A 21,548-nucleotide genomic window follows, 5' to 3' on the forward strand; every position below is an offset into this window, starting at 1 on the left:
TTTGAAGACGGACCGTGAAACGCTGGCGTTCATGAGCAGACAGTAAAGAGGATCCTGAATGTTCGAATTATTGTCTGCTGGTTATAAAACAGAAAGAGGATTTATGAAAAAAGGTGAAATTTACGAAGGTATTATAGAAAAAGTGGAATTTCCAAACAAAGGTTTTGTTTGGGTTGATGACCAGAAAGTAATTGTAAAAAACGGAATCCCGGGACAGAAAGTCCGGTTTATGATCAATAAGAAACGTTCCGGCCGGGCGGAAGGACGTCTTCTGGAGGTCCTGGAGAAATCTCCCCTGGAAACAAGAGAACCTGCCTGTCAGGAATTTCCGGCATGCGGCGGCTGCATGTACCAGACCATGAGCTATGAGGCACAGAAGGAGATGAAGGAGCGCCAGGTGAGAGAACTTCTGGATGGGGCAGTAAGAGAGAGCCTGGCTAAGATCGGGAAGAACGGTGATGGGACAGAAGAAGCTGAGGCTGCAGATCGTTTATATCACTGGGATGGGATCTACGGCAGTCCCATTGAGTTCGGGTACCGCAATAAGATGGAGTTTTCCTTTGGGGATGAGTATAAGGATGGGCCGCTGTCCCTTGGACTTCACAAGAAGGGAAGCACTTACGATATCCTGAATACGGATGATTGTAAACTGGTCCATCCGGATATGACGAAGATCCTGGTCTGTGTGCGGGAGTTTTTCCTGGAGCGTAATGCCAGCTTCTATAAAAAGCTGCAGCATGTGGGGTATCTTCGACATCTTCTTCTTCGAAGAGGCGTCACAAGTGGTGAGATCCTGGTCCATGTGGTAACCACCACCCAGGAAGAATATGATCTGGAGCCTCTGAAAGAACAGCTTCTTGCGCTTCCGCTGGAAGGGAAGATCGTGGGGATCATGCACATTTTAAATGATTCTTTATCTGACGTGGTACAGAGCGATGAGACGAAGATCCTTTATGGAAAGGATTATTTCTATGAAGAACTTCTTGGACTGAAATTTAAGATCAGCACCTTTTCCTTTTTCCAGCCAAATTCCCTGGCTGCAGAGATCCTGTATTCCAAGGTGCGGGAATATGTAGGAGATACCAGAGATAAGGTAGTGTTTGATCTTTACAGCGGAACAGGAACTATTGCACAGCTTGCAGCGTCTGTTGCCAGCGAGGTGATCGGTGTGGAGATCGTGGAAGACGCGGTAAAAGCCGCCAGAGAAAACGCTGCACTTAACGGCATCAATAACTGTCGTTTTATTGCCGGGGATGTGCTGAAGGTTCTGGATGATGTGCCGGAGAAACCGGATATGATCATCCTTGATCCGCCCAGAGATGGCGTTCACCCCAAAGCCCTTCCAAAGATCCTGGCTTACGGCGTAGACCAGATCGTATACATTTCCTGCAAGGTTACAAGTCTTGTGAGAGATCTCCCGGCATTTTATGAGGCAGGATATGAGATGACCCACGCCTGTGCAGTGGATCAGTTCTGCCAGGGCGTTCATGTGGAGACGGTTGTTCTTTTGTCCCAACATCGAGACAAGAGTACTTGTCTCGATGAACGCGGTAGTCGGTAAATCGAGATGCAAGCATCTCGGCTTGCCTCGTTGCTCGCGCAAAAACCAGATGACACGATAGAGATCAACTTAGATGAGTTGGATGCAACCAGTGCTGAGTTGAAAGCTCGTGATTAGATGGAATGGGTCAGATTGGTAAATGATATTCGTAATATGGCAGAAGAGATTGTGTTAAAAGAATTGGTGTTCTAATGCGTGGAAAGCTCCTTCGGGAGCTTTTTGCTGTTTATAAGATAAATTCTGTCGGAGATTTATTATAAAACATTGCTTTACAAGAAGAATAAAAAAGCATATAATTCTTTTATAATATATTTAATAAAAGAGGGTAAGAAAACGGAAAATAAAGATAAAAAAAATATAACAAGAAAAAGAATAATTAATTATGTGCTGAACAATCATGTTACATCCAAGGCGGGAATCGCAAAAGAGTTAAACTTGAGTATGCCGACTGTGTTAGCAAATGTGAATGACTTGTTAGAAAAAATGGTGTTGGAAGAAACTGGGGAATATGCTTCGACCGGTGGAAGAAAGGCAAAAAGTATAGGGATTAATAAGTCATACTGTCATGCAATGGGAATTTTGATTACAGCGAATCATATAGAAATGGTATTAGTAAATCTTGGAGATGAGATTATAAAAAAAGATCGCATCCGTTTAAAATTTACGGCAGAATTATCCTATTGTACAGAAGTGGCACAAAAGGTCAAAACTTTTCTTGAAGGCGAATTAGCGAAGGATACGCTACTTGGGATTGGAGTGGCGATTCCGGGAATTATTGATCAGAAAGAACGGATTGTTTTAAAATCCCATGCTTTAGGTATAGAGAATTATAGTCTGCGCTTTTTAGAGCAGGCTTTGGAAATTCCAGTATATTTTGAAAACGATGCTAATGCTGCAATGCTTGCAGAAAAAAAGCAAAAGTATCCAAATGCGATATATCTGTCTTTGAACCACACCTTAGGAGGCGCATTCTGCATAGATGGAAAGCTGTTTCGAGGGCAGAACCAGAAAGCAGGTGAGTTTGGTCACATGATACTCGTTCCCGGTGGAAGAAAGTGTTATTGTGGTAAATCAGGATGTGCAGATGCATATTGTGCTGCAAGTGTACTGACACAAGATAACAGGCAGTCACTGGATGCATTTATGGAAAAAATTGAAAGTGGTGATGAAAAAAATTTGCAGACATGGAATGCGTATCTGGATCATCTTGCTGTTTTGATATCAAATCTGCGGATGGCATATGATATGGATATCATACTCGGAGGTGATGTGGGAGGTGTATTGTCAGATTATATGATACCACTGGGAGAAAAAGTGATGGCATATAATGGCTTTGAGCATGATGTTTCATACTTAAAAAATTGTTCGTATAAGAAAGAAGCGTCGGCTGTTGGAGCCGCGAAATACTTTTTTACAAAACATATGGCAGAATTGTAAATTTTTTGAACGCAGATAAGCAGTCCACCGCATCTGGTGCGCAGGGCATCAAGCGTTGGGTAAGGGGATGTTCACTCTGTTGGAGTTAAAAGCTCCCACTGACAGGTTGCAAAGTGAATGCAGATGTCCGCTTTATATGTGTGAAAAACGAGAAGTTGTGTAAAATTAGAAAAAGATATTATAGTAAAAAACGGAAAGAAAACAGTAACTATGGTTTTCTTTCCGTTTTTTTGCGTGTTAATTGTAAAAAATATACAAAAAATGTATTTTGAAATTATGAAATATATAAAAATATGAAAAAACATATTGACAAATTGTGTTTACAGGGCAATAATGTAATTACTTTAATAAAATAATTTATAAAAGATAAAATAAAACAATATAAATAAGGAAGAAACAATTATGATAAAAAAGGAGAAAACAGTTATGTTACAGCAGGTAATGACAAATCCAGGAGAAATTATTTTCAGAGAGGTTCCGGTTCCGGAGGTAAAGGAAAATCAGGTGTTGGTAAAGATTATGAATATTGGTGTTTGTGGATCAGATATTCATGTTTATCATGGAAAACATCCGTTTACAAAATATCCGGTAACACAGGGACATGAGGTTTCCGGTGAGATTACAGAACTTGGAAAAAATGTCACAGAGTTTCATGTGGGACAGAAGGTGACGATAGAGCCTCAGGTATATTGTGGACATTGCTATCCATGTCGTCATGGAAAGTATAATCTCTGTGAGGAATTAAAAGTAATGGGATTTCAGACGACAGGAACAGCATCTGAGTATTTTGCAGTGGATGCATCTAAAGTAACACCTATTCCAGAAGATATGTCCTATGAAGAAGGAGCTATGATCGAACCTCTTGCTGTGGCAGTCCATGGTGTAAAACAGATGGGCGATGTGGCTGGCATGAATATTGCAGTCCTTGGAGCAGGACCGATTGGAAATCTCGTGGCACAGGCAGCAAAAGGAATGGGGGCAGCGAAAGTGATGATCACAGATATCAGTGATCTTAGACTGGCAAAGGCAAAAGAATGTGGAATTGATGTGTGTGTGAATACCCAAAATAAAGACTTCGGTGAGGCAATGATCGAAGCATTTGGACCGGATAAGGCAGATGTGATCTACGACTGTGCCGGAAACAATATCACAATGGGACAGGCAATTAAATATGCAAGAAAAGGAAGCACGATCGTACTGGTGGCTGTTTTTGCAGGAATGGCAGAAGTAGATCTTGCAGTGGCAAATGACCACGAACTTGACATTAAGAGCACGATGATGTACCGCCATGATGATTACATAGATGGAATCAGACTGGTAAATGAGGGTAAAGTTCATTTGAAACCGCTCATCTCAAAGACATTTGCTTTTAAAGATTATCTGAAGGCATACCAGTATATTGATGATAACCGCGAGACAACGATGAAAGTAATTATCAACGTCAGTGAAAAGTAAGGAGTTCGTATGGAAAATAAATATGGAATTGTCGGAGTTGCCCATGTCGGGCTTCCGACAAACGATTTGCAGAAAACAGTTGAGTTTTATAAGAGTCTTGGATTTGAAGTAATTATGCAGTCTTATAATGAAAAAGCAGGGGAAAAAGTGGCATTTTTACAGATAAAAAATTACTGTATAGAGACTTTTGAAAATGGGCAGGCGGCAATGTCAGACGGTGCGTACCAACATGTTGCACTTGATGTGGAAGACATTGAAAGTATGTATCAGAAAATCTGCAATGAAAAATACACAATTATTACAGACGGAATCGAAGAACTGCCATTTTGGGAAAATGGTGTGAAGTTTTTTATGATCAAGGGACCAAATGAGGAAAGAATAGAGTTCTGTCAGAAACTCTGATAAAAATAGGAGGGACATATGGGAAGCGAAAACAAAAATGGAAAAGTACCGCTGATCAGTAAGATTGCATATGGGTTTGGTGATGTCGGATGTAATTTTAGCTGGATGTTCGTCAGTAATTTTCTGATGATATTTTATACAGACGTGTTCGGAATCAGTATGGCGGCTGTGTCAGCACTTATGCTTTTTTCAAGATTTTGGGATGCGATCAATGATCCAATCGTCGGGGGACTTACGGATAAAACAAAATCGAGATGGGGACGGTACCGTCCATGGCTGTTAGTAGCGGCACCAATTACAGCGATTCTTCTTGTTATGACATTCTGGGCAAGACCCGACTGGCCGCAGAATGGAAAGATCATTTATATGGTAATTACATATTGTCTGCTGGTTTTGGGGTATACCTGTGTGAATATTCCATATGGAACCTTGTGTGGTGCTATGACACAGGATATTGATGAACGTGCAAAAATAAATACATCCCGTTCGGTTGCAGCGATGATTGCAATTGGTGTGTTAAATATTATCACAGTTCCACTGCTCAGCAAATTCGGCAGTCACAGTGCAAAGACAGGATATCTGACGGTGGCGGTCATATATGGATGTATTTTTACAGCCTGTCATTTCTTCTGCTTTGCGAAGACGAAAGAGGCAGTGATTACTCCGGAAAAAGAAAAAATTTCTGTAAAGATACAGTTGAAAGCAGTTATGCAGAACAGACCATATCTTCTTGCATTGGCAGGACAGATATTATTTGGATTTACATTGTATGGTAGAAACGCAGATATTCTGTATTATTTTACATATGTGGAAGGGAATGCCTCCTACTACACAACTTATTCGATGTGCATTATTATTCCTTCTATCATCGGGGCAGCCTGTTTTCAACCATTATTCCGCAAGTTGAATAACAAAGGAAGAACAGCATCTCTCTTTGCTTTATTTACAGGAATTTCCATGTTGTTTATGTTTTTCTTCAATGCCAAAGAATCACCAGCTATTTTTTATGCATTATCTGGTCTCACACAGTTTTTCTTCTCTGGATTTAATACCGCAATCTATGCAATTATTCCAGACTGTGTGGAATATGGGGAGTGGAAAACCGGACTTAGAAATGACGGTTTTCAGTATGCATTTATTTCACTTGGAAATAAAATCGGAATGGCAGTTGGAACAGCACTTTTAGCAGGATTACTTGGAAAATATGGTTATATTGCAAATCAGACACAAAATGCAATTGTACTTTCAATTATGAAACATGCATTTACGACGATTCCGGGTGTACTGTGGATTGTGACTGCGGTTGTATTATTTTTCTACCGGTTAAATAAAAAACGTTATAACGAGATTGTAGAGGAACTAAAAAATGGAAGAAAAAGTTGATATCGTGGCATTAGGAGAGTTGCTTCCTATGATCCAAATTATCGCTCGTCTCTTTGGAAGAGCAAAGAGTATGCAGTGAAAAAAATGAGATCTGTCATAGAATTGGTAGATGTTATGAAGGTATCAGATGAAGAGAGTACTCTGTTGACAGAGGCGAAAAGTTATGAGCAGGCTACAGATCAACTCCTTGCCATGGGACCAAAGCTGGTTGCCATTACATTGGGAGAACAGGGCGTTCTTATGGCAACAAAAAGCAGAAAAGAAATCATCAAAGCATTTCAGACACATGCGGTCGACACGACTGGGTCAGGTGATTCATTCTGGGGAGGCGTATTATGCAGTATCCTTTCTATGAATAAGAATGTTGAAAAAATGGAATGGGAAGAAATCAAAAAGTGTGCTGTTTTGGGAAATGCAGTTGCTGGATTGTGTGTGCAAAAGAGAGGCGGAATCCCTGCGATTCCGACGAAAGAGGCAGTGCTTGAATTTATGCAGAAATAATGAATGTATATGAACAAACTCGGGGCTGTAAAAATCACGATTTATTAATCGTTAAAGCATCAGCCCCGTGTTTTTCTGTCGGAGTATTATTCCGCTTTTATCTTTCCATCATACTGATCGATTCAATTCCAACACTTCCGCCGCGGACAACTTCGATATGCTTGAACTCTTCTTTGATAAGCTTGATGACCGCGTCATTTTTGGTTGCGGTCTGGACGAATTCCAGAAGGAGGCTGTCTTTTCCATAGTCGATGACACGTGCCTTGAAAGTCTCAGCAATCTGGAAAAGTTCTACTTTATCTTCCGGGGAGCAGCCCTTTACCTTGATGTAAAGGATCTCCTTCATTCGAACGAACACGTCTGTAAAATCAATAACCTTGATCACCTCGATCATACGGTTCAGCTGTTTTTTGATCTGCTCAAAAGTCTCATCATCGCTGACTGTGGCGATGGTCATTCTGGAAACTGTGGGGTCCTCGGTGGTTCCAACAGTAAGACTGTCCAGGTTATAGGACTTTCCGGAGAAAAGACCGGAAATCTTGGAAAGAACACCGACCTGGTTTTCAACGTAGAGAGAGATCCATCTTTTTTTCATTCCTTTATCCATCATTCATTCCTCCTAACAATCCATGATCAGATCAGCCAGGGTGCCGCCCGGCTTGACCATCGGGTAAACCATTTCCTCCGGATCAATGATAAATTCGATGATCGTAGGAGTTTTTGTATTCTTTTTAGCCTCTTCGAAAGCAGCCGCGATCTGATCCTTCTCAGTTACGCGGATACCCTTTGCCCCATAGCTCTCTGCGAGACGGATGAAATCCGGTGTGTATTCCGGATATTCCTGACCGTCTGTGCGGCGGGAGAGTGCACCGGCCTTCAGATTTGTCATGGCGTAACGTTTTCCGTAGAAAAGCTTCTGCCACTGGCGGACCATTCCGAGATATTCATTATTAAAGATACAGCAGATGATCGGAAGCTCCTCCAGAACTGCGGTAGCCAGCTCCTGAATGTTCATCTGCATGCCGCCGTCACCGGAAACGGAGATGACCGGTGTATCCGGATTACCGATCTTGGCACCGATGGCACCTGGAAGGCCGTAACCCATGGTTCCAAGTCCGCCGGACATGATCAGCTGACGGTTCTCGGTGATGTCTGCATACTGGCTCACCAGCATCTGATGCTGACCTACATCGGTAACAAGAATGGCCTTGTCAAACTGGCGGTTGATTTCGCCGATGATATCCAGCGGTCCCATAATACCACGGTCTTTCATGGTAAGAGGATGCTCTTCCTTCCATTCCTGGATCTGCTTCAGCCATTTGCCGGTATTACAGTCCTGTACATATTCATTCATTTTTGTTATTGCCTCTTTTGCATCGGCAACGATGGGGATGTCTACATGGATATTTCTGGAAATGGAAGCGGTGTCAATATCGATGTGGACGATCTGTGCATGTGGGGCAAATTCATGGAGCTTGCCTGTGATACGGTCGTTAAAACGGGTTCCGATGGAAAACAGAAGATCGCATTCATTCACGGCCATATTTGCGGCATAAGCGCCGTGCATACCGAGATTTCCGATAAACAGAGGGTTCTTTGTGGAAATGGCGCCACGTCCCATGACGGTTGTGACAACCGGGATCTGAGTTTTCTCAACAACCTGGGTAAAAATCTCCTGTGCGCGGGAAATGATCACACCGCCGCCAGCAAGAAACAGAGGTTTTTTGGCCTTCTGCAGCATTTTGAGGGCACGCTTCAGCTGTCCGATATGCACGCTGGTGTTAGGCTTGTAGCCGCGGATATTGACAGTCTTCGGATACTCAGCACTTCCCAGCTCGGCCATTACATCCTTTGGAAGGTCGATGAGAACCGGGCCTGGGCGTCCGGTGCGTGCGATATAGAAAGCTTCCTTGATGATACGTCCAAGATCCTCACGGTTGCGGACGGTAACACCGTATTTTGTGATGCTTCTGGTGATCCCGACAATATCAACCTCCTGGAACGCATCGTTTCCGATGAGGTGACGGGCAACCTGTCCGGTAAAGCATACAAGCGGAACACTGTCATAGTTGGCAGTTGCAAGACCTGTAACAAGGTTGGTAGCTCCGGGACCGCTGGTAACGAGACATACGCCAACCTTTCCGGTAGTTCTGGCATAGGCATCTGCTTCGTGTACAAGGGCCTGCTCGTGACGTGGCAGGATGATGTCAATGCCGCTCTGTTTATATAATTCATCGCTGATATCGATGGTACAGGCACCAGGATAGCCGAACAGAACATCAACGCCTTCTTCTTTTAAGGCTTTTACAAGCAATTTGTTTCCGGAAATCTGTTTCATGAATTGGTTCCCTCCTTTGATGATGTGAAAAGTTAAGCAGATAAGGGCTGCCGCGAGAAATTTTTCCAATAAAAAAGTCCCGGCATATTGGATAAAATATGCTCAGGACGGATGATTCCGCGGTACCACCTGTTTTCAGAGGTAAAACTCTGCTCTCTGCCAGTACAAAATTATACTGCCTCCCTGTAACGTGGGAATGACGATGAAGCCTACTGCATGAAGATCCATGGTTCAGTCCACTGCTCGAGGGCTACTTCCACAGTTCAGTCACGAAGATTCTCACCGTCCATCTTCTCTCTGTGCATCCGGAGACTGTGTACTACTCCCTGTCATTGCATTTAGTAAATATGGATAAAAATTTTCTATTATTATAATATAAAATATCGGAACTGTCAATCAAAAATCCTGATGGCTCAATGGGTGAGCCGGGGATTACGATAACAGTTCCGATATGGATGATATTAAGTATTAAATATTTTTTCGGTACATTAGCTGTTTCTTGTTACGGAGCTGGAGCCTGCTTACTCAGGATTCGGTATTATCCAGTGTTTCAGGATCTTTTTCCGGAAGGTAGACATGCACTTTCTCGATACGGTTTTTATCCAGCTTTTCTACGATCAGACGGATTCCGTCCTCTGTGATCACTTCGTCACCGGCAACAGGCAAACGATCCAGATGTTCGATGATAAATCCACCCAGGGAATCATAATCCTCGGAATCCAGTTCCGTATCCAGATGATCATTTACGTCATCTAGATGCATGGAACCTTCGATGATATATTCCCGGTCGGAAATCTTCTGGACAAGCTCGTCCTCCTTCTCATCGTATTCGTCATGGATCTCACCCACGATCTCCTCCAGGATATCCTCCAGTGTGATCAGTCCGGCCATATCACCGTATTCATCCAGTACAATGGCAATGTTGAAGGTGGAGTCCTTCATTTCCACAAGAAGATCGGAAATGCTTTTTGTTTCGTAAGTGAAATGCGGCTTTCGGAGGAAATGATCGATAACAAATTCCTCATTTTTGTCGTAAAGAAGAAGATCCTTCATGTTGATGATTCCCACAATGTTGTTCTGGCTGTCCTTATAAACCGGCAGACGTGTGAACTTATCCTCGCGGAAAATATCGATCAGCTCATCATAGGTGGATTCTACATCCGCAAAGGTAACATGTACTCTTGGAACCATGATATCCTTGGCTGTGGCATCTCCAAGATCAAACACATTGTAGATCATTTCTTTTTCGTCGGATTCAATGACACCGTCCTCATGGCTGACGTCCACGATAGTACGAAGCTCCTCCTCGGTCATGGCCTTGCTGGCTGCATCCGGATCCACACGCATCAGGCGCATCACACCTCTTGAAAAGAGATTGATGATGAAGATCACCGGTGTCATGATGGTCATAAGAAATTTAAAGACCGGGATATAGCGGAGGGTGATCTTTTCAGAGTTAATGGTTGCGTAGTTCTTGGGGGTGATCTCACCGAAGATCAGGATCAGAACCGTCAGAATCACCGTCACGATGCTGACCATATAGCCGCCAAAGCTGTATGCAAGTGTGGTTGCAAGGGAAGAAGCTGAAATGTTCACAATGTTGTTTCCGATGAGAATCGCACTGAGAAGCTTGGGCGTCTGGTTCTCCAGGATATCGAGAGCCATGGCTGCACGCTTGTTTCCCTCGTCTGCAAGAGAGCGGAGACGGATCTTGTTTACCGACATCAGCGCGGTTTCGTTAGATGAGAAAAAGGCTGACAATGCCAGCAGAATAAGTAATATGATTATCTGGTAAGTGTCGCTGGGGTCCACTTTCAATATTCACTCCTTTAAAAATAAGATTATTTGGTTAAAAATATACAGATACTCCCACATTATATACGTTTTACTGGATTTTGGCAAGAGCCGGACCGGTACAGCGCATATAGATATATGGAAAAAATACGAAAATAAGTCTGCTTCTTGACAAAAGAGTAAGTTCAGACTAACATATATGTATATTCATATATAAAGAAGAACTGTATAGGAATGGAAGGAGAGGTTTATGTTTCTGGAGATAAAAGGAATCAAAAAATCCTTCGGGGCAGGAGAGAGCCATGTAGATGTTCTGAAGGGGATCGATCTTGAGATTGAAAAGGGAGAATTTTGTGTGCTTCTGGGGCCGTCCGGTTCCGGGAAATCCACGCTGCTAAACATTATTGGCGGCATTGACGGAGCGGATGCAGGAAGCATTACCATTCAGGGAGAACAGCTGGAGGATATGAATGAAAAGAAGCTTTCCCTCTACCGCAGAAAACATCTGGGATATATTTTTCAGATGTATAATCTGATCCCCAATCTGACTGTGAGGGAGAATATTGAAGTTGGTGCTTATTTAAGTGACAGACCGCTGGATGTGGATGAACTGCTGGAGACACTGGGACTTTATGAACATCAGCGGAAGTTTCCGAACCAGCTTTCGGGAGGGCAGCAGCAGAGAACTGCTATTGGACGTGCCATTGTAAAAAATCCGGATATCCTGCTTTGTGATGAGCCTACCGGCGCTCTGGACTACAACACCTCCAAGGAAATCCTGAAGCTGATCGAAACAGTCAATCACAAATACGGAAATACTATAGTCATGGTTACTCATAACGATGGCATCAAGGATATGGCAGACCGTGTGGTAAAGCTTCGTGACGGGATGATCCGCAGAAACTATCAGAATGAGCAGAAGATTCCGGCTGCTGACCTGGAATGGTAAGGGGGCATTATGAAGAATCCTTTACGTAAACGTATCCCCAGGGAACTGAAGGGGGAATTTGGAAAATATCTGGTGGTTTTCCTGCTGATGGTATTGACCATCGGGTTTGTGTCCGGCTTTCTGGTAGCCGATGGAAGCATGCTGAAGGCTTATAATGAGAGCTTTGATAAATATAACATCGAAAACGGAAATTTTCGTACTGCGGAAAAGATTTACAGTTCTCAGTGGAAGGATATTGAAGCTACCGGTGTTAAGCTTTATGAGAACTACTATATAGAAGAAGATCTGGATAACGGAAGCACCATGCGTTTTTTTAAAAACCGTGAGAAGGTGAATAAGGTCTGCCTGATGAAGGGAGAAATGCCGTCAGGGCAGGGCGAGATCGCCATTGACCGTATGTATGCGGATAACAACAGTCTTAAGGTAGGAGATACCCTGATCAGAGGTGAAAAATCCTGGAAGATCACAGGCCTGGTGGCACTTTCGGATTACAGTGCCCTGTTTCAGAATAATAATGATTCCATGTTTGATTCTGTAAAGTTTGGTGTGGCGATCGTAACTCCGGAGGAATTTGAAAACCTGGATCAGGAAAAGCTCCGGTACAATTATGCATGGATATATGATCATCAGCCAAAGAACGAAAAAGAGGAGAAGAAGGTTTCTGAAAATCTCATGGAAGACATTGGCAAAGTGGTAGCTCTGGAAACCTTTGTCCCACGTTATCTTAACCAGGCGATCATTTTCACCGGTGATGATATGGGCGGAGACAGGGCAATGGTCATCACGCTTCTTTATATTGTGATCGTGATCATGGCTTTTGTGTTTGGAATTACCATCAGCAATACGATCCGAAAGGAAGCCGGTGTTATCGGTACGTTACGTGCATCCGGTTATACCAGGCGTGAGCTGATCCTTCATTATATGACGCTTCCGGTTCTGGTCACACTGGTCGGTGCCCTGATTGGAAATATTCTTGGATATACCGTATTTAAGGGTGTATGTGCAGACATATATTACGGGAGCTATAGTCTGCCGACTTATGTGACAGTATGGAATGCAGATGCCTTTCTTCTGACAACCGTAGTTCCGGTCATCATTATGATACTGATCGATTATGCGGTGCTCTGGTACCGCCTGAAGCTTTCGCCTCTGAAGTTCCTGAGAAGGGATTTTTCCGGGAAAAGACAGAAACGCGCGGTGTATTTAAGTCCGAAGATCGGAATTTTTTCCAGGTTTCGCCTCCGGGTGATCTTTCAGAATGTCAGCAATTATCTGGTGCTGTTTGTGGGAGTCATTTTTGCAAATTTGCTGCTGTTTTTCGGCATGCTCCTGCCGTCTACGCTGGATCATTATCAGATGGAGATCCAGGAGAATATGCTGGCGAAATACCAGTACATACTTTCGGTTCCGGCAAGTGCCTATTCAGGAAATAAAGCGGATGCCATGAATTCTCTTCTGGAATATTATACGGATATCAGAACGGACAATAAAGATGCGGAAAAATTTTCTGCATATTCCCTGAATACCATGCCTGGTAAATATAAAAGTGAGGAGATCACTCTCTATGGTGTGGAGCCGGATAGCAAGTATATCCGTGCAGATCTTTCGGGAGAGGGTGTTTATATTTCCAGTGCTTATGCAGATAAATTCCGGATCAAGGAGGGCGATACCATAACTTTGAAGGAAAAATACGAGAAGGATGAGTATTCCTTTAAAGTAGATGGAATCTATGATTATGCGGCAAGCCTCTGTGTATTTATGGAAAGAGATAAACTGAATGAGGCGTTTGATCTTGAAGATGATTATTTTGGAGGATATTTCTCTGATACAGAGATCCGGGATATCCCTTCAAAATATATCGGCTCTGTCATTGATCTGGAAGCTCTTACAAAAATATCCAGGCAGCTGGATGTCTCCATGGGAGATATGATGGGAATGATGTATGGATTTTCCGTGATCATTTTCCTGGTGGTGATCTATCTGCTTTCCAAGGTCATCATCGAAAAAAATGCCCAGTCGATTTCCATGACCAAGATCCTGGGCTATACAAATGGTGAGATCAGCCGTTTGTATATACTTTCCACATCACTTGTGGTGGTGTTCTGCCTGCTATTAAGCCTTCCGGTTGAACGGCAGATCATGGAAGTGCTGTTCCGCGAGATGATGCTTTCCAGTATTTCGGGATGGATTACCATGTGGGTGGATCCCATGATCTATGTGAAAATGACAGCGATCGGAATCGCAGCCTATGCAGTGGTAGCAGTGCTGGAATTCCGGAGGATCCGTCATGTGCCCATGGATGAAGCACTGAAAAATGTGGAATAATATGTGACATCTGTATATATATCTGGAAAAATAATTCAGGATATCCGGAAATTTTACAGAATATGCAACAGGATCAGGAGTATGTGTGGTTTAACTGAATGCGGATGTTTTTATCCGCTTGAACAGTTATCTGTGAATAACCACATATACTCCTTAAATATTCATAAATTTTCCGGAATACTGGAAATATTACTACAAACTTGTTATAATAATCCCATACTTCCCGTTGGAGGGAATAATTCAAACAGGAAATCAGGTGAGGAACATGGCAGGCAGAAAGAAGGATCCGCTGTATAAAAGCTTCGGATATGCGTTTCAGGGGATTTTTACCTGCATCCGCAAGGAAAGAAATATGAAGATCCACTGTATGGTGGCAGCGCTTGTGGTGATCGCAGGACTGATCCTTGGGATTTCCGTGACAGAGTGGTGCATCTGCCTGGGGCTGTTCGGAATGGTGATGGCGCTGGAGCTGGTGAATACGGCAGTGGAAGCTGTTGTGGATCTGGTCACAGAGGAACGTCACCCACTGGCAAAGATCGCCAAGGACACAGCAGCCGGAGCAGTACTGATCGCAGCGATCATGGCAGCGATCGTCGGACTGATCATTTTTGTTCCCAAGGGACTTGCTTTTCTGGGAATATGACAGGAACAGAAAACTTTTGTTTCAGGATAGGGTCTGGTGTCGGACTGTGGTGTGATGGTCCGGCAGCTGCCGGTTTCAGGAAAGGAGAAAATATTATGGAATTAGGTGAAGGACTGAAGAAAATTTTATTGGTGGGTATTGGTACAGCAGCAGTGACAGCAGAGAAATCCAAAGAAATCCTGGATGAACTGGTAAAAAAGGGTGAGCTTACGGTTGAACAGGGTAAGGTTCTTAATCAGGAGCTGAAGCATAACATCAAATCAACGGTTAAGACAGCTGCTGATTCTGTAAAGGAATCTGCAGCCAGAAAGAATGATCAGGAAGAACTGAAGGCAACGATTTCCAGGCTGACACCGGAGCAGCTGGCTGCTGTGAAGGCGCAGATCGAGCGCATGCAGGCCGAGGCTGCTGAGGAGAAAGCCGAGACAGCAGAAGAACCGGCAGAGGAAGCTGTACAGGAAGCTTCTGCGGAAACAGAAAATGCAGAAGATACCGGGAGCGAAGAACAGGCAGCAGAGTAACCGACTGCGGATCGCAAATATCCGCTTGACTAAACGATAACGCAGACGAAGCAGTAAATGGAGAAGTTTATGGGCAGAGAAGAAAAGGAGAAAAAAGAGAAAGGCGGATATGGAGAACGGCTGAGAGAGATCACAGCCGTTCTGAAAAAACATGCCATTACCCGGGGTGTTTCTCCTGAGAAGCTCCGGCTCATACTGGAAGATCTGGGCCCAACTTATATTAAGTTGGGTCAGATCATGTCTCTTCGTTCCGATATTCTGCCGAAACGCTACTGCGATGAGCTGATGAAACTCTGCTCGGATGTGCCGCCCATGCCGTTTTCCCAGGTGATCGAGGTTCTTGAGGAATCCATGGGATGTCCATGGCAGGAGGAATTTCAGCATATTGAGCAGAAACCTCTGGGAGCAGCATCGATTGCCCAGGTGCATCGGGCCACGCTGAAAACAGGTGAAGAGGTTGTGATCAAGGTTCAGCGAAAAGGAATCTATGAGACCATGGCCAGGGATATCGGCCTGATGCATAAAGCAGTGCGCCTGATGCCGCCGGTGAGCATTAAGGGCATGGTGGATCTGAACATGGTTTTAAGTGAACTGTGGACTGTGACTCAGGAGGAGATGAATTTCCTGACGGAAGCTGCAAATATGGCGGAATTTGCAAAAAAGAACAAAGATGTGGCTTTTGTTAAAGTACCGATCCTCTACCGTGAGTATATTTCGCCGCATATTCTTGTGATGGAATATATTGACGGTTTTGCTGTCAATGACAAGGCTGCGCTTCTGGCCAATGGTTATGATCTTAATGAGGTCGGAACGAAATATGTGGATAATTTCATCAAACAGGTGATGGAGGATGGCTTTTTCCATGCGGATCCACATCCGGGAAACGTGCGGATCCAGGATGGAAAGATCGTCTGGATCGATATGGGAATGATGGGGCGGCTTACAGAGCACGATCGTCAGCTGATCGCAGAAGCTATTGAAGGGGTTGCCATGAACAACATCGGCAAGATCCAGGATGCGGTCCTGGCTCTTGGGGAGTTTAAAGGCAAACCGGATTCCAGCAAGCTTTATGAGGATATCCGCGGACTTATGGAGAAATACGGTACTGCGGATATGGGGAACATTGATGTGGCTGAAGTGATGGTGGACCTGATGGAGGTCATGAAAGAAAATAAGATCATGATGCCTCACGGACTGACTATGCTTGCAAGGGGGCTGACTCATGTGGAGGGGGTTCTGGCTGAGATATGTCCGGACATCAATATGACACAGATTGCTGCGGCAAGGCTCAAGGAGCAGCTGTTCAGCAATGGGAACTGGAAGCGTGAGATAAAAAAAGAAGGAAAAAATCTTGCCTGGTCCCTGAAACGTGCAGTGGATATTCCTTCTCTGGCAGCAGATTTTCTTCAGGGCTGTATGAAAGGGCAGACAAAGATCAATCTGGATCTTCATGCCTCGGATGATCTGGCGTGGCTTTTGCGGCGGCTGGTGCGGAATATTGTGATGGGGCTGTGGGTGATGGCACTTCTGATCAGTTCCAGCATTATCTGTACTACAGATATGAAACCAAAGCTGTGGGGGATTCCGGCGTTGGGGGCTTTTGGCTATGTGTTTGCTTTTATTATTGTTTTGTATGTGTTTATCAAGCATTTCTTTTCAGGAAAAAAATAAAAGACGGAGATCATTTGCAGAGTCTGCGGGATGGTTTCCGTCTTTTTTTGCTGTTATGGAATTGTTTCGGTCTGCTGTTATAACTGCGATTAGGAGCTATCATCTTCCGACCAGCTGGTAAAGGACGGAGTGCGGGTGTTTGGTCAGGTGTAGATGGTTCCGCTGTAGGCTTTGCGGAATTCCCTTGGGGTGTAGCCGGTTCCCTGGCGGAAGTAGTTGCAGAAGGAGGGAGCGTCCCGGAAGCCGCAGGAGAGAGCTGCTTCTGTGATGGTGCAGGAGGAGGAGCAGAGAAGCTGGGCTGCCATCTGGAGGCGGTGTTTCAGGAGATATTGTTTTGGGGAGGTGTTTTCATGTTCCATGAAGATCCGGTAAAGATAGGAACGGTCGATTCCTACGTAGTGTGCCACGTCTGAAATCTGGATGGGGTAGGCATAGTTGTTTCTAATGTATTCGGAGGCTTTCTGAAAGTACAGGTTTGAGATGTCGGTCCTGCTTTCGGAGGGCTTTTTTTGCATGTCGGATAATATCAGGAGGAGGTTTCCTGTGGAGGCAAGGTCGTTTCCGTTGTTTTCGGAAAAGGTGTCAAGTAGGCTTTGCATGTGGGTGAGGAGGCTGTTTTGCCGGGAGGGTGTTTCCGGGGTGAAGATTGGGGTGTCGGAAAATACGGTTTGTTTCAGGATTTCTTTGCAGGCGGAGCCGTCAAAGCCTGCCCAGGCATAGCTCCAGGGGTCGGAGGTGTCGGCGCGGTAGTAGATGGAGTCCATGGGGCGGATGAGAAAGGCGTCGCCTGCTTTCAGATGGTAGGTGTGGCCGCTGCACTGGTAGATGCCTTTGCCGTGGAAGATCACGTGGAGAAGGTAGTGTGGGCGCATGGCCGGGCCGAAGGAGTGGTTCGGACCGCAGTCTTCCTGGCCGCAGAAGTAGACGGAGAGGGTGTGCTGGGTTTGGGTTTCTTTGGAATCGTTTTTCATTTGGGTGGGCCTCCTGTTTTTGGGTTATTCAACAAAAACGCAATTTTGGGTCACAAAATGGGATGGAATGTTGTATGAGGTGATTATACAATATTGGGTGTGGGAAGGGCAAGGATGGATATGGATATACGGACGCCCGTGAGGTGTGTGCTGCCTGTCGGCGGGGCTTCGTCGGGGGCTGACTTCTAAGCCGCTGAAAATCTGCTAAAAGCGCTTTAAAAATTCTCGAACTCGCGTCTGAAGCCGCTCAGACAGCGAGAATTTTTGAAGCAACGCAGATTTCCACCGGCTAAGAATCAGCACCCCTCCTGCAGAGTCCGCCGACAGGCAGCACACACCTCACGGGCTGGTATTTCAGGGCGGAAGGGATAGAGTGGCGATGGCGGGAGGGATTACAGGTGAGGAGGGAAGGGGATGGAGAAAATGTGGCTGGCGGAGAGGGGATTTGGTTCAGAGTGGGAATGGTGGTGTTTTCCCGGGAGTTGGATGAGTCATCAGCGCTACGCTGGATGACTGGGACGAAAGGCAGAGTTTCCCTGTGGTCTGCCGGGGAAGAATGGGTCGAGGCGTTTCGCTGTCGACTTGGAGGTGAGTTGTTGTGGCAATGCAGTGGCGCCGGGATGAGATATCAATACATAGGAATATAGAGGAACACAGCGGAGCAGGATGAATACATCGGTGTAGCGTAGCATTATCAATACCGTAGAATACATCGCCGTGCCAATACATTAACACATTTCCACAGCGTACGACAATATAGCGTGCCCGGAAAGGGGGAGTGCGAGGGGGAAAAGCGGGCTTCGCAACTCTGAGTGCTTTCTCCCTCGCAGATTTCCTCCGCTTTGAAAAGCGGATAAATTTACACTAATACCCCCAAAAATAACCTCAACATTAAAAAAATAGATTTACATATAAAAGGAGGAGCCTCAACATGAAAACAATTATATTAAAAAACGAATTCTGGTACGGTGGTGCAGTCTATGAAGGCTACCGCCAGCCCGTAGGTGCAGACGACATTGTGGACTGGGATTTCCGCGAAAACCCAACCCACAATCAGATCATGCCTTTATTCCTTTCCTCGAAAGGCCGCTACATCTGGAGCGATGCAGGTTTTCACATTTCTTTCAGAAATGGTGAGATCCTGGCGGAAGGTCCGGAACCTATCATTCTGAAAGATGGCTTCAATGATCTGCGAGGTGCATACCTGGCAGCCATGAAAGCGCATTTTCCATTTCATGAGATCAAACTTTCAGACAGGTTTTTCAAAGTACCGGTATACAATTCCTGGATCGAACTTACCTATTATCAGACCCAGAAGAATATCCTGAAATATGCAAAAGGTATTCTGGAAAATGGTTTTCCATCCGGTGTTCTGATGATCGATGATGGCTGGTCTCCTTATTATGGAAGGTGGCAGTTCAGGGGGGATAATTTCAAGGATGCGAAGGCGATGCTCAAAGAATTGCATGAGATGGGATTTTCTGTGATGCTGTGGATCTGTCCGTTTATTACTCCGGATACGTTGGAGTTCCGGGAGGCTAGGGATAAGCATTTTCTGATTGAAACTCCGGAGGGAAAACCTCGTATCCTGGAGTGGTGGAATGGGTATTCTGCAGCTTTGGATCTGACGAATCCGGATGCGATGAAGTGGCTGAAGGATCAGCTGGATGTTCTGACGGATATGGGTGTGGATGGCTTTAAACTGGACGCGGGTGATCCTTGTTATTATCATGCGGGTGATAAGCTGTTCCGTGATGTTTCTACGGATGAGTTGTCCAGGCTTTGGGCTGAGTTTGGAGAGCAGTTTGCGTTTAATGAGCTGAGAGTGTGTTTCCGGGCCGGGGGTTATTCTCTGATGCAGAGACTTTGTGATAAGCAGACGAAGTGGGATGAGAGTGGTATTGCGGGATTGATCCCGGATACGTTGCTCCAGGGGCTTACTGGGCATCCTTTTGGCAGTCCGGATATGATTGGCGGGGGTGAGTATACCTGCTTTTTGAATGGGAATGAGAATGCGTGTACGCCGGAGATGTTTGTGCGGTATGCACAGATCGCGGCTTTGATGCCGGTGATGCAGTTTTCGGCTTCTCCGTGGAGGGTGCTGCCTGAGGCGGATTTTCAGAAGGTTAAGGCTGCGCTGGCGCTCAGAGAGAAATGTCTGCCGGAGATTTTCAAGGCTGTAGAGTGTGCGAAAGTTACTGGTGAGCCGATTGCCCGTTCTATGGAGTTTGTTTTCCCTGGACAGGGTATGGAGAGGGTGATGGATCAGTTTATGGTTGGTGATGCGCTTTTGGTGGCGCCTGTTTGGAAGCAGGGGGAGGTTGTCAGAAGTGTGACTTTGCCTGAGGGGCAGTGGAGGTGTGTTAGCCTTGGAGAGACTGAGGGTGATGTACTGAATGGTGGCCGGAATGTGGTTCTTGGTGAGAATGATGGGCTGGTTGTTTTGAGGAGAGTGTAGGACAACGCACAACAATTGCGTGCCCGGAAAGGGGGAGCGCGAGGGGGAAAAACGGGCTTCGCAACTCTGAGTGCTTTCCCCCTCGCAGATTTCCTCCGCTTTGAAAAGCGAAAATACTATATCTAAAAATACTATATCTAAATAAATAACAATTTTCCCAAGCTTTTCATCACAAAAGCGAAATATCCTCCTCCGGAGGAAGCAGCTTCTTAAAAAATCGATACAACAGCATCGAATTTATAAAAGCTACAAGTCCAAATCCAAAGAAAAACCAGCAGCATGCGTAAAGTGGCTGTAGCTTTGCATCGAGATATGTCATATACAATGGAAAGATCGTGATCACCGCAATGGCGATCGTTGTGGGGAAATGCATAAATGCCAGCAGAAATGCATTTCTGCAAAGTGCCCCCAGTGTATTAGCAAAGGTTGCGATTACCGGGAATATGTATAAAGTAAAAATTATCAGCAAAGTCAGAACCCCCACAGAAAGATAAAACAGCATATGTGCAGCGCTTCCTTCTGCATGGAGCAGAAAGCGGATATTCAGGATGAGCATGGTTCCGGCAGCAAGGATCAGCAGCCATATGATCAGTGACTGTTTGAAGTTTTCCTTAAAAGCTCTGAAAAATGTTTTCGTTGTGCCGTTGTTATTCCCTTTTACTGTACGCATCATGCAGTGATAAAGGGCAGTTAGTGACGGCCCAATGGTGATCACGGGGATGCAGCAGAGAATAAAAAGAAGATTGGCGATCACGATGTCACCCAGCTTGTTGAGAAATACATGGACGACATTATCTTCATTTAAAAGATTCATAACGAAATACCTCCTTATATAGAAATGTAGAAATGAAAACAGACCATATGGGAAAAGTCCGATACAGCTAATCTTAGCATAGTTTTTGATTGTGTGTAAAGAGAGGGGACGCAGATAAGTATCAGCACGGTTTATGGGACTGTATAAAAAAACATGGAACTTTGCGTGCACATGTGAAAATGATGGCACGCATGGAATTATGTTAGGAAAGGAAAATTGTGTTTTTTGGAAAATGACATTTATACATGTGCTGAGTTAGTAAAACATACAAAAACAGATATGTAAAAATGTTGGTTTTGCTACAAGGAAATAAATGGGTGCCAAA

General features: G+C 44.7%; 17 protein-coding genes, 1 pseudogene and 1 other annotated feature. Of the genes and pseudogenes, 13 read left to right on the forward strand and 5 right to left on the reverse strand.

Annotated features, from left to right (window positions below; genetic code table 11):
- The first annotated feature begins 103 nt into the window (after positions 1 to 103).
- The 7 genes and pseudogenes from rlmD to EYS05_RS09600 all read left to right on the forward strand — a co-directional run bounded on the left by rlmD (position 104) and on the right by EYS05_RS09600 (position 6,739).
- Positions 104 to 1,561 carry a 23S rRNA (uracil(1939)-C(5))-methyltransferase RlmD gene (gene rlmD / locus EYS05_RS09570; protein ID WP_138277078.1) on the forward strand — a complete coding sequence of 486 codons (1,458 nt, stop codon included), beginning with the start codon at positions 104 to 106 and terminating at the stop codon, positions 1,559 to 1,561.
- Between the two features lie 93 nt (positions 1,562 to 1,654).
- Positions 1,655 to 1,753 (forward strand): annotated as a pseudogene (locus EYS05_RS17690) (TnpV protein); the annotation flags it as partial.
- A gap of 72 nt (positions 1,754 to 1,825) precedes the next feature.
- Complete coding sequence (locus EYS05_RS09580; RefSeq protein WP_330389409.1) at positions 1,826 to 2,998, forward strand: ROK family protein; 1,173 nt, start codon at positions 1,826 to 1,828, stop codon at positions 2,996 to 2,998.
- 426 nt (positions 2,999 to 3,424) lie between these two features.
- The gene (locus EYS05_RS09585; protein ID WP_044962122.1) at positions 3,425 to 4,453 is read left to right on the forward strand and encodes a zinc-dependent alcohol dehydrogenase; all 1,029 of its coding nucleotides are present in this window, start codon (positions 3,425 to 3,427) and stop codon (positions 4,451 to 4,453) included.
- A 9-nt stretch (positions 4,454 to 4,462) separates the two neighbouring features.
- Complete coding sequence (locus EYS05_RS09590) at positions 4,463 to 4,855, forward strand: VOC family protein (protein WP_008369413.1); 393 nt, start codon at positions 4,463 to 4,465, stop codon at positions 4,853 to 4,855.
- A gap of 18 nt (positions 4,856 to 4,873) precedes the next feature.
- On the forward strand, positions 4,874 to 6,238 hold the full coding sequence (locus EYS05_RS09595; RefSeq protein WP_015526067.1) for an MFS transporter: 1,365 nt from the start codon (positions 4,874 to 4,876) through the stop codon (positions 6,236 to 6,238).
- 75 nt (positions 6,239 to 6,313) lie between these two features.
- A complete protein-coding gene (locus tag EYS05_RS09600; RefSeq protein WP_243119080.1) occupies positions 6,314 to 6,739 on the forward strand; it encodes a carbohydrate kinase family protein in 426 nt (141 codons plus the stop codon).
- 97 nt (positions 6,740 to 6,836) lie between these two features.
- Here EYS05_RS09600 and ilvN read toward each other — a convergent pair whose 3' ends face one another.
- The 3 genes from ilvN to EYS05_RS09615 all read right to left on the reverse strand — a co-directional run bounded on the left by ilvN (position 6,837) and on the right by EYS05_RS09615 (position 10,889).
- The gene (ilvN, locus tag EYS05_RS09605) at positions 6,837 to 7,346 is read right to left on the reverse strand and encodes an acetolactate synthase small subunit (RefSeq protein WP_015526065.1); all 510 of its coding nucleotides are present in this window, start codon (positions 7,344 to 7,346) and stop codon (positions 6,837 to 6,839) included.
- Between the two features lie 12 nt (positions 7,347 to 7,358).
- Positions 7,359 to 9,077 carry a biosynthetic-type acetolactate synthase large subunit gene (gene ilvB, locus EYS05_RS09610; protein WP_015526064.1) on the reverse strand — a complete coding sequence of 573 codons (1,719 nt, stop codon included), beginning with the start codon at positions 9,075 to 9,077 and terminating at the stop codon, positions 7,359 to 7,361.
- A 100-nt stretch (positions 9,078 to 9,177) separates the two neighbouring features.
- Positions 9,178 to 9,419, reverse strand: a binding site (T-box leader).
- Positions 9,420 to 9,602: 183 nt separating this feature from the next.
- A complete protein-coding gene (locus EYS05_RS09615; protein WP_021652503.1) occupies positions 9,603 to 10,889 on the reverse strand; it encodes an HlyC/CorC family transporter in 1,287 nt (428 codons plus the stop codon).
- A gap of 232 nt (positions 10,890 to 11,121) precedes the next feature.
- Between EYS05_RS09615 and EYS05_RS09620 the strand changes: the two genes are divergently transcribed.
- From EYS05_RS09620 to EYS05_RS09640, 5 genes are all read left to right on the forward strand, one after another.
- Entirely contained in the window at positions 11,122 to 11,820 is a 699-nt protein-coding gene (locus EYS05_RS09620) for an ABC transporter ATP-binding protein (protein ID WP_138277079.1), read from the forward strand.
- Between the two features lie 9 nt (positions 11,821 to 11,829).
- A complete protein-coding gene (locus tag EYS05_RS09625) occupies positions 11,830 to 14,145 on the forward strand; it encodes an ABC transporter permease (RefSeq protein WP_138277080.1) in 2,316 nt (771 codons plus the stop codon).
- A 265-nt stretch (positions 14,146 to 14,410) separates the two neighbouring features.
- Positions 14,411 to 14,788 carry a diacylglycerol kinase family protein gene (locus EYS05_RS09630; RefSeq protein WP_021652500.1) on the forward strand — a complete coding sequence of 126 codons (378 nt, stop codon included), beginning with the start codon at positions 14,411 to 14,413 and terminating at the stop codon, positions 14,786 to 14,788.
- Positions 14,789 to 14,883: 95 nt separating this feature from the next.
- Positions 14,884 to 15,309, forward strand: a complete 426-nt coding sequence (locus EYS05_RS09635; protein ID WP_180211336.1) for a hypothetical protein — start codon at positions 14,884 to 14,886, stop codon at positions 15,307 to 15,309.
- 69 nt (positions 15,310 to 15,378) lie between these two features.
- The gene (locus EYS05_RS09640) at positions 15,379 to 16,980 is read left to right on the forward strand and encodes an ABC1 kinase family protein (protein ID WP_138277081.1); all 1,602 of its coding nucleotides are present in this window, start codon (positions 15,379 to 15,381) and stop codon (positions 16,978 to 16,980) included.
- A gap of 143 nt (positions 16,981 to 17,123) precedes the next feature.
- Here EYS05_RS09640 and EYS05_RS09645 read toward each other — a convergent pair whose 3' ends face one another.
- Positions 17,124 to 17,951, reverse strand: coding sequence for an AraC family transcriptional regulator (locus EYS05_RS09645; protein WP_110104211.1), 828 nt, complete (start codon positions 17,949 to 17,951; stop codon positions 17,124 to 17,126).
- Positions 17,952 to 18,882: 931 nt separating this feature from the next.
- On the opposite strand from EYS05_RS09645, the gene EYS05_RS09650 reads away from it, so the two are divergent.
- Positions 18,883 to 20,409, forward strand: coding sequence for a glycoside hydrolase family 31 protein (locus EYS05_RS09650; RefSeq protein WP_138277082.1), 1,527 nt, complete (start codon positions 18,883 to 18,885; stop codon positions 20,407 to 20,409).
- Between the two features lie 169 nt (positions 20,410 to 20,578).
- Here the strand turns inward: EYS05_RS09650 and EYS05_RS09655 are convergent, their stop codons facing one another.
- Positions 20,579 to 21,223 (reverse strand): YesL family protein, encoded by a 645-nt coding sequence (locus EYS05_RS09655; RefSeq protein WP_015526055.1) that lies wholly within the window; start codon positions 21,221 to 21,223, stop codon positions 20,579 to 20,581.
- Positions 21,224 to 21,548: the final 325 nt, after the last annotated feature.

This window comes from Blautia sp. SC05B48 (genome assembly GCF_005848555.1).
Classification (GTDB): domain Bacteria; phylum Bacillota; class Clostridia; order Lachnospirales; family Lachnospiraceae; genus Blautia_A.

Coding starts and splice junctions, on each gene's coding strand:
- rlmD (WP_138277078.1), top strand. CDS start 104: ATGAAAAAAGGTGAAATTTACGAAGGTATTATAGAAAAAGTGGAATTT.
- EYS05_RS09585 (WP_044962122.1), top strand. CDS start 3,425: ATGTTACAGCAGGTAATGACAAATCCAGGAGAAATTATTTTCAGAGAG.
- EYS05_RS09590 (WP_008369413.1), top strand. CDS start 4,463: ATGGAAAATAAATATGGAATTGTCGGAGTTGCCCATGTCGGGCTTCCG.
- EYS05_RS09595 (WP_015526067.1), top strand. CDS start 4,874: ATGGGAAGCGAAAACAAAAATGGAAAAGTACCGCTGATCAGTAAGATT.
- ilvN (WP_015526065.1), bottom strand. CDS start 7,346: ATGGATAAAGGAATGAAAAAAAGATGGATCTCTCTCTACGTTGAAAAC.
- ilvB (WP_015526064.1), bottom strand. CDS start 9,077: ATGAAACAGATTTCCGGAAACAAATTGCTTGTAAAAGCCTTAAAAGAA.
- EYS05_RS09620 (WP_138277079.1), top strand. CDS start 11,122: ATGTTTCTGGAGATAAAAGGAATCAAAAAATCCTTCGGGGCAGGAGAG.
- EYS05_RS09625 (WP_138277080.1), top strand. CDS start 11,830: ATGAAGAATCCTTTACGTAAACGTATCCCCAGGGAACTGAAGGGGGAA.
- EYS05_RS09630 (WP_021652500.1), top strand. CDS start 14,411: ATGGCAGGCAGAAAGAAGGATCCGCTGTATAAAAGCTTCGGATATGCG.
- EYS05_RS09635 (WP_180211336.1), top strand. CDS start 14,884: ATGGAATTAGGTGAAGGACTGAAGAAAATTTTATTGGTGGGTATTGGT.
- EYS05_RS09640 (WP_138277081.1), top strand. CDS start 15,379: ATGGGCAGAGAAGAAAAGGAGAAAAAAGAGAAAGGCGGATATGGAGAA.
- EYS05_RS09645 (WP_110104211.1), bottom strand. CDS start 17,951: ATGAAAAACGATTCCAAAGAAACCCAAACCCAGCACACCCTCTCCGTC.
- EYS05_RS09650 (WP_138277082.1), top strand. CDS start 18,883: ATGAAAACAATTATATTAAAAAACGAATTCTGGTACGGTGGTGCAGTC.
- EYS05_RS09655 (WP_015526055.1), bottom strand. CDS start 21,223: ATGAATCTTTTAAATGAAGATAATGTCGTCCATGTATTTCTCAACAAG.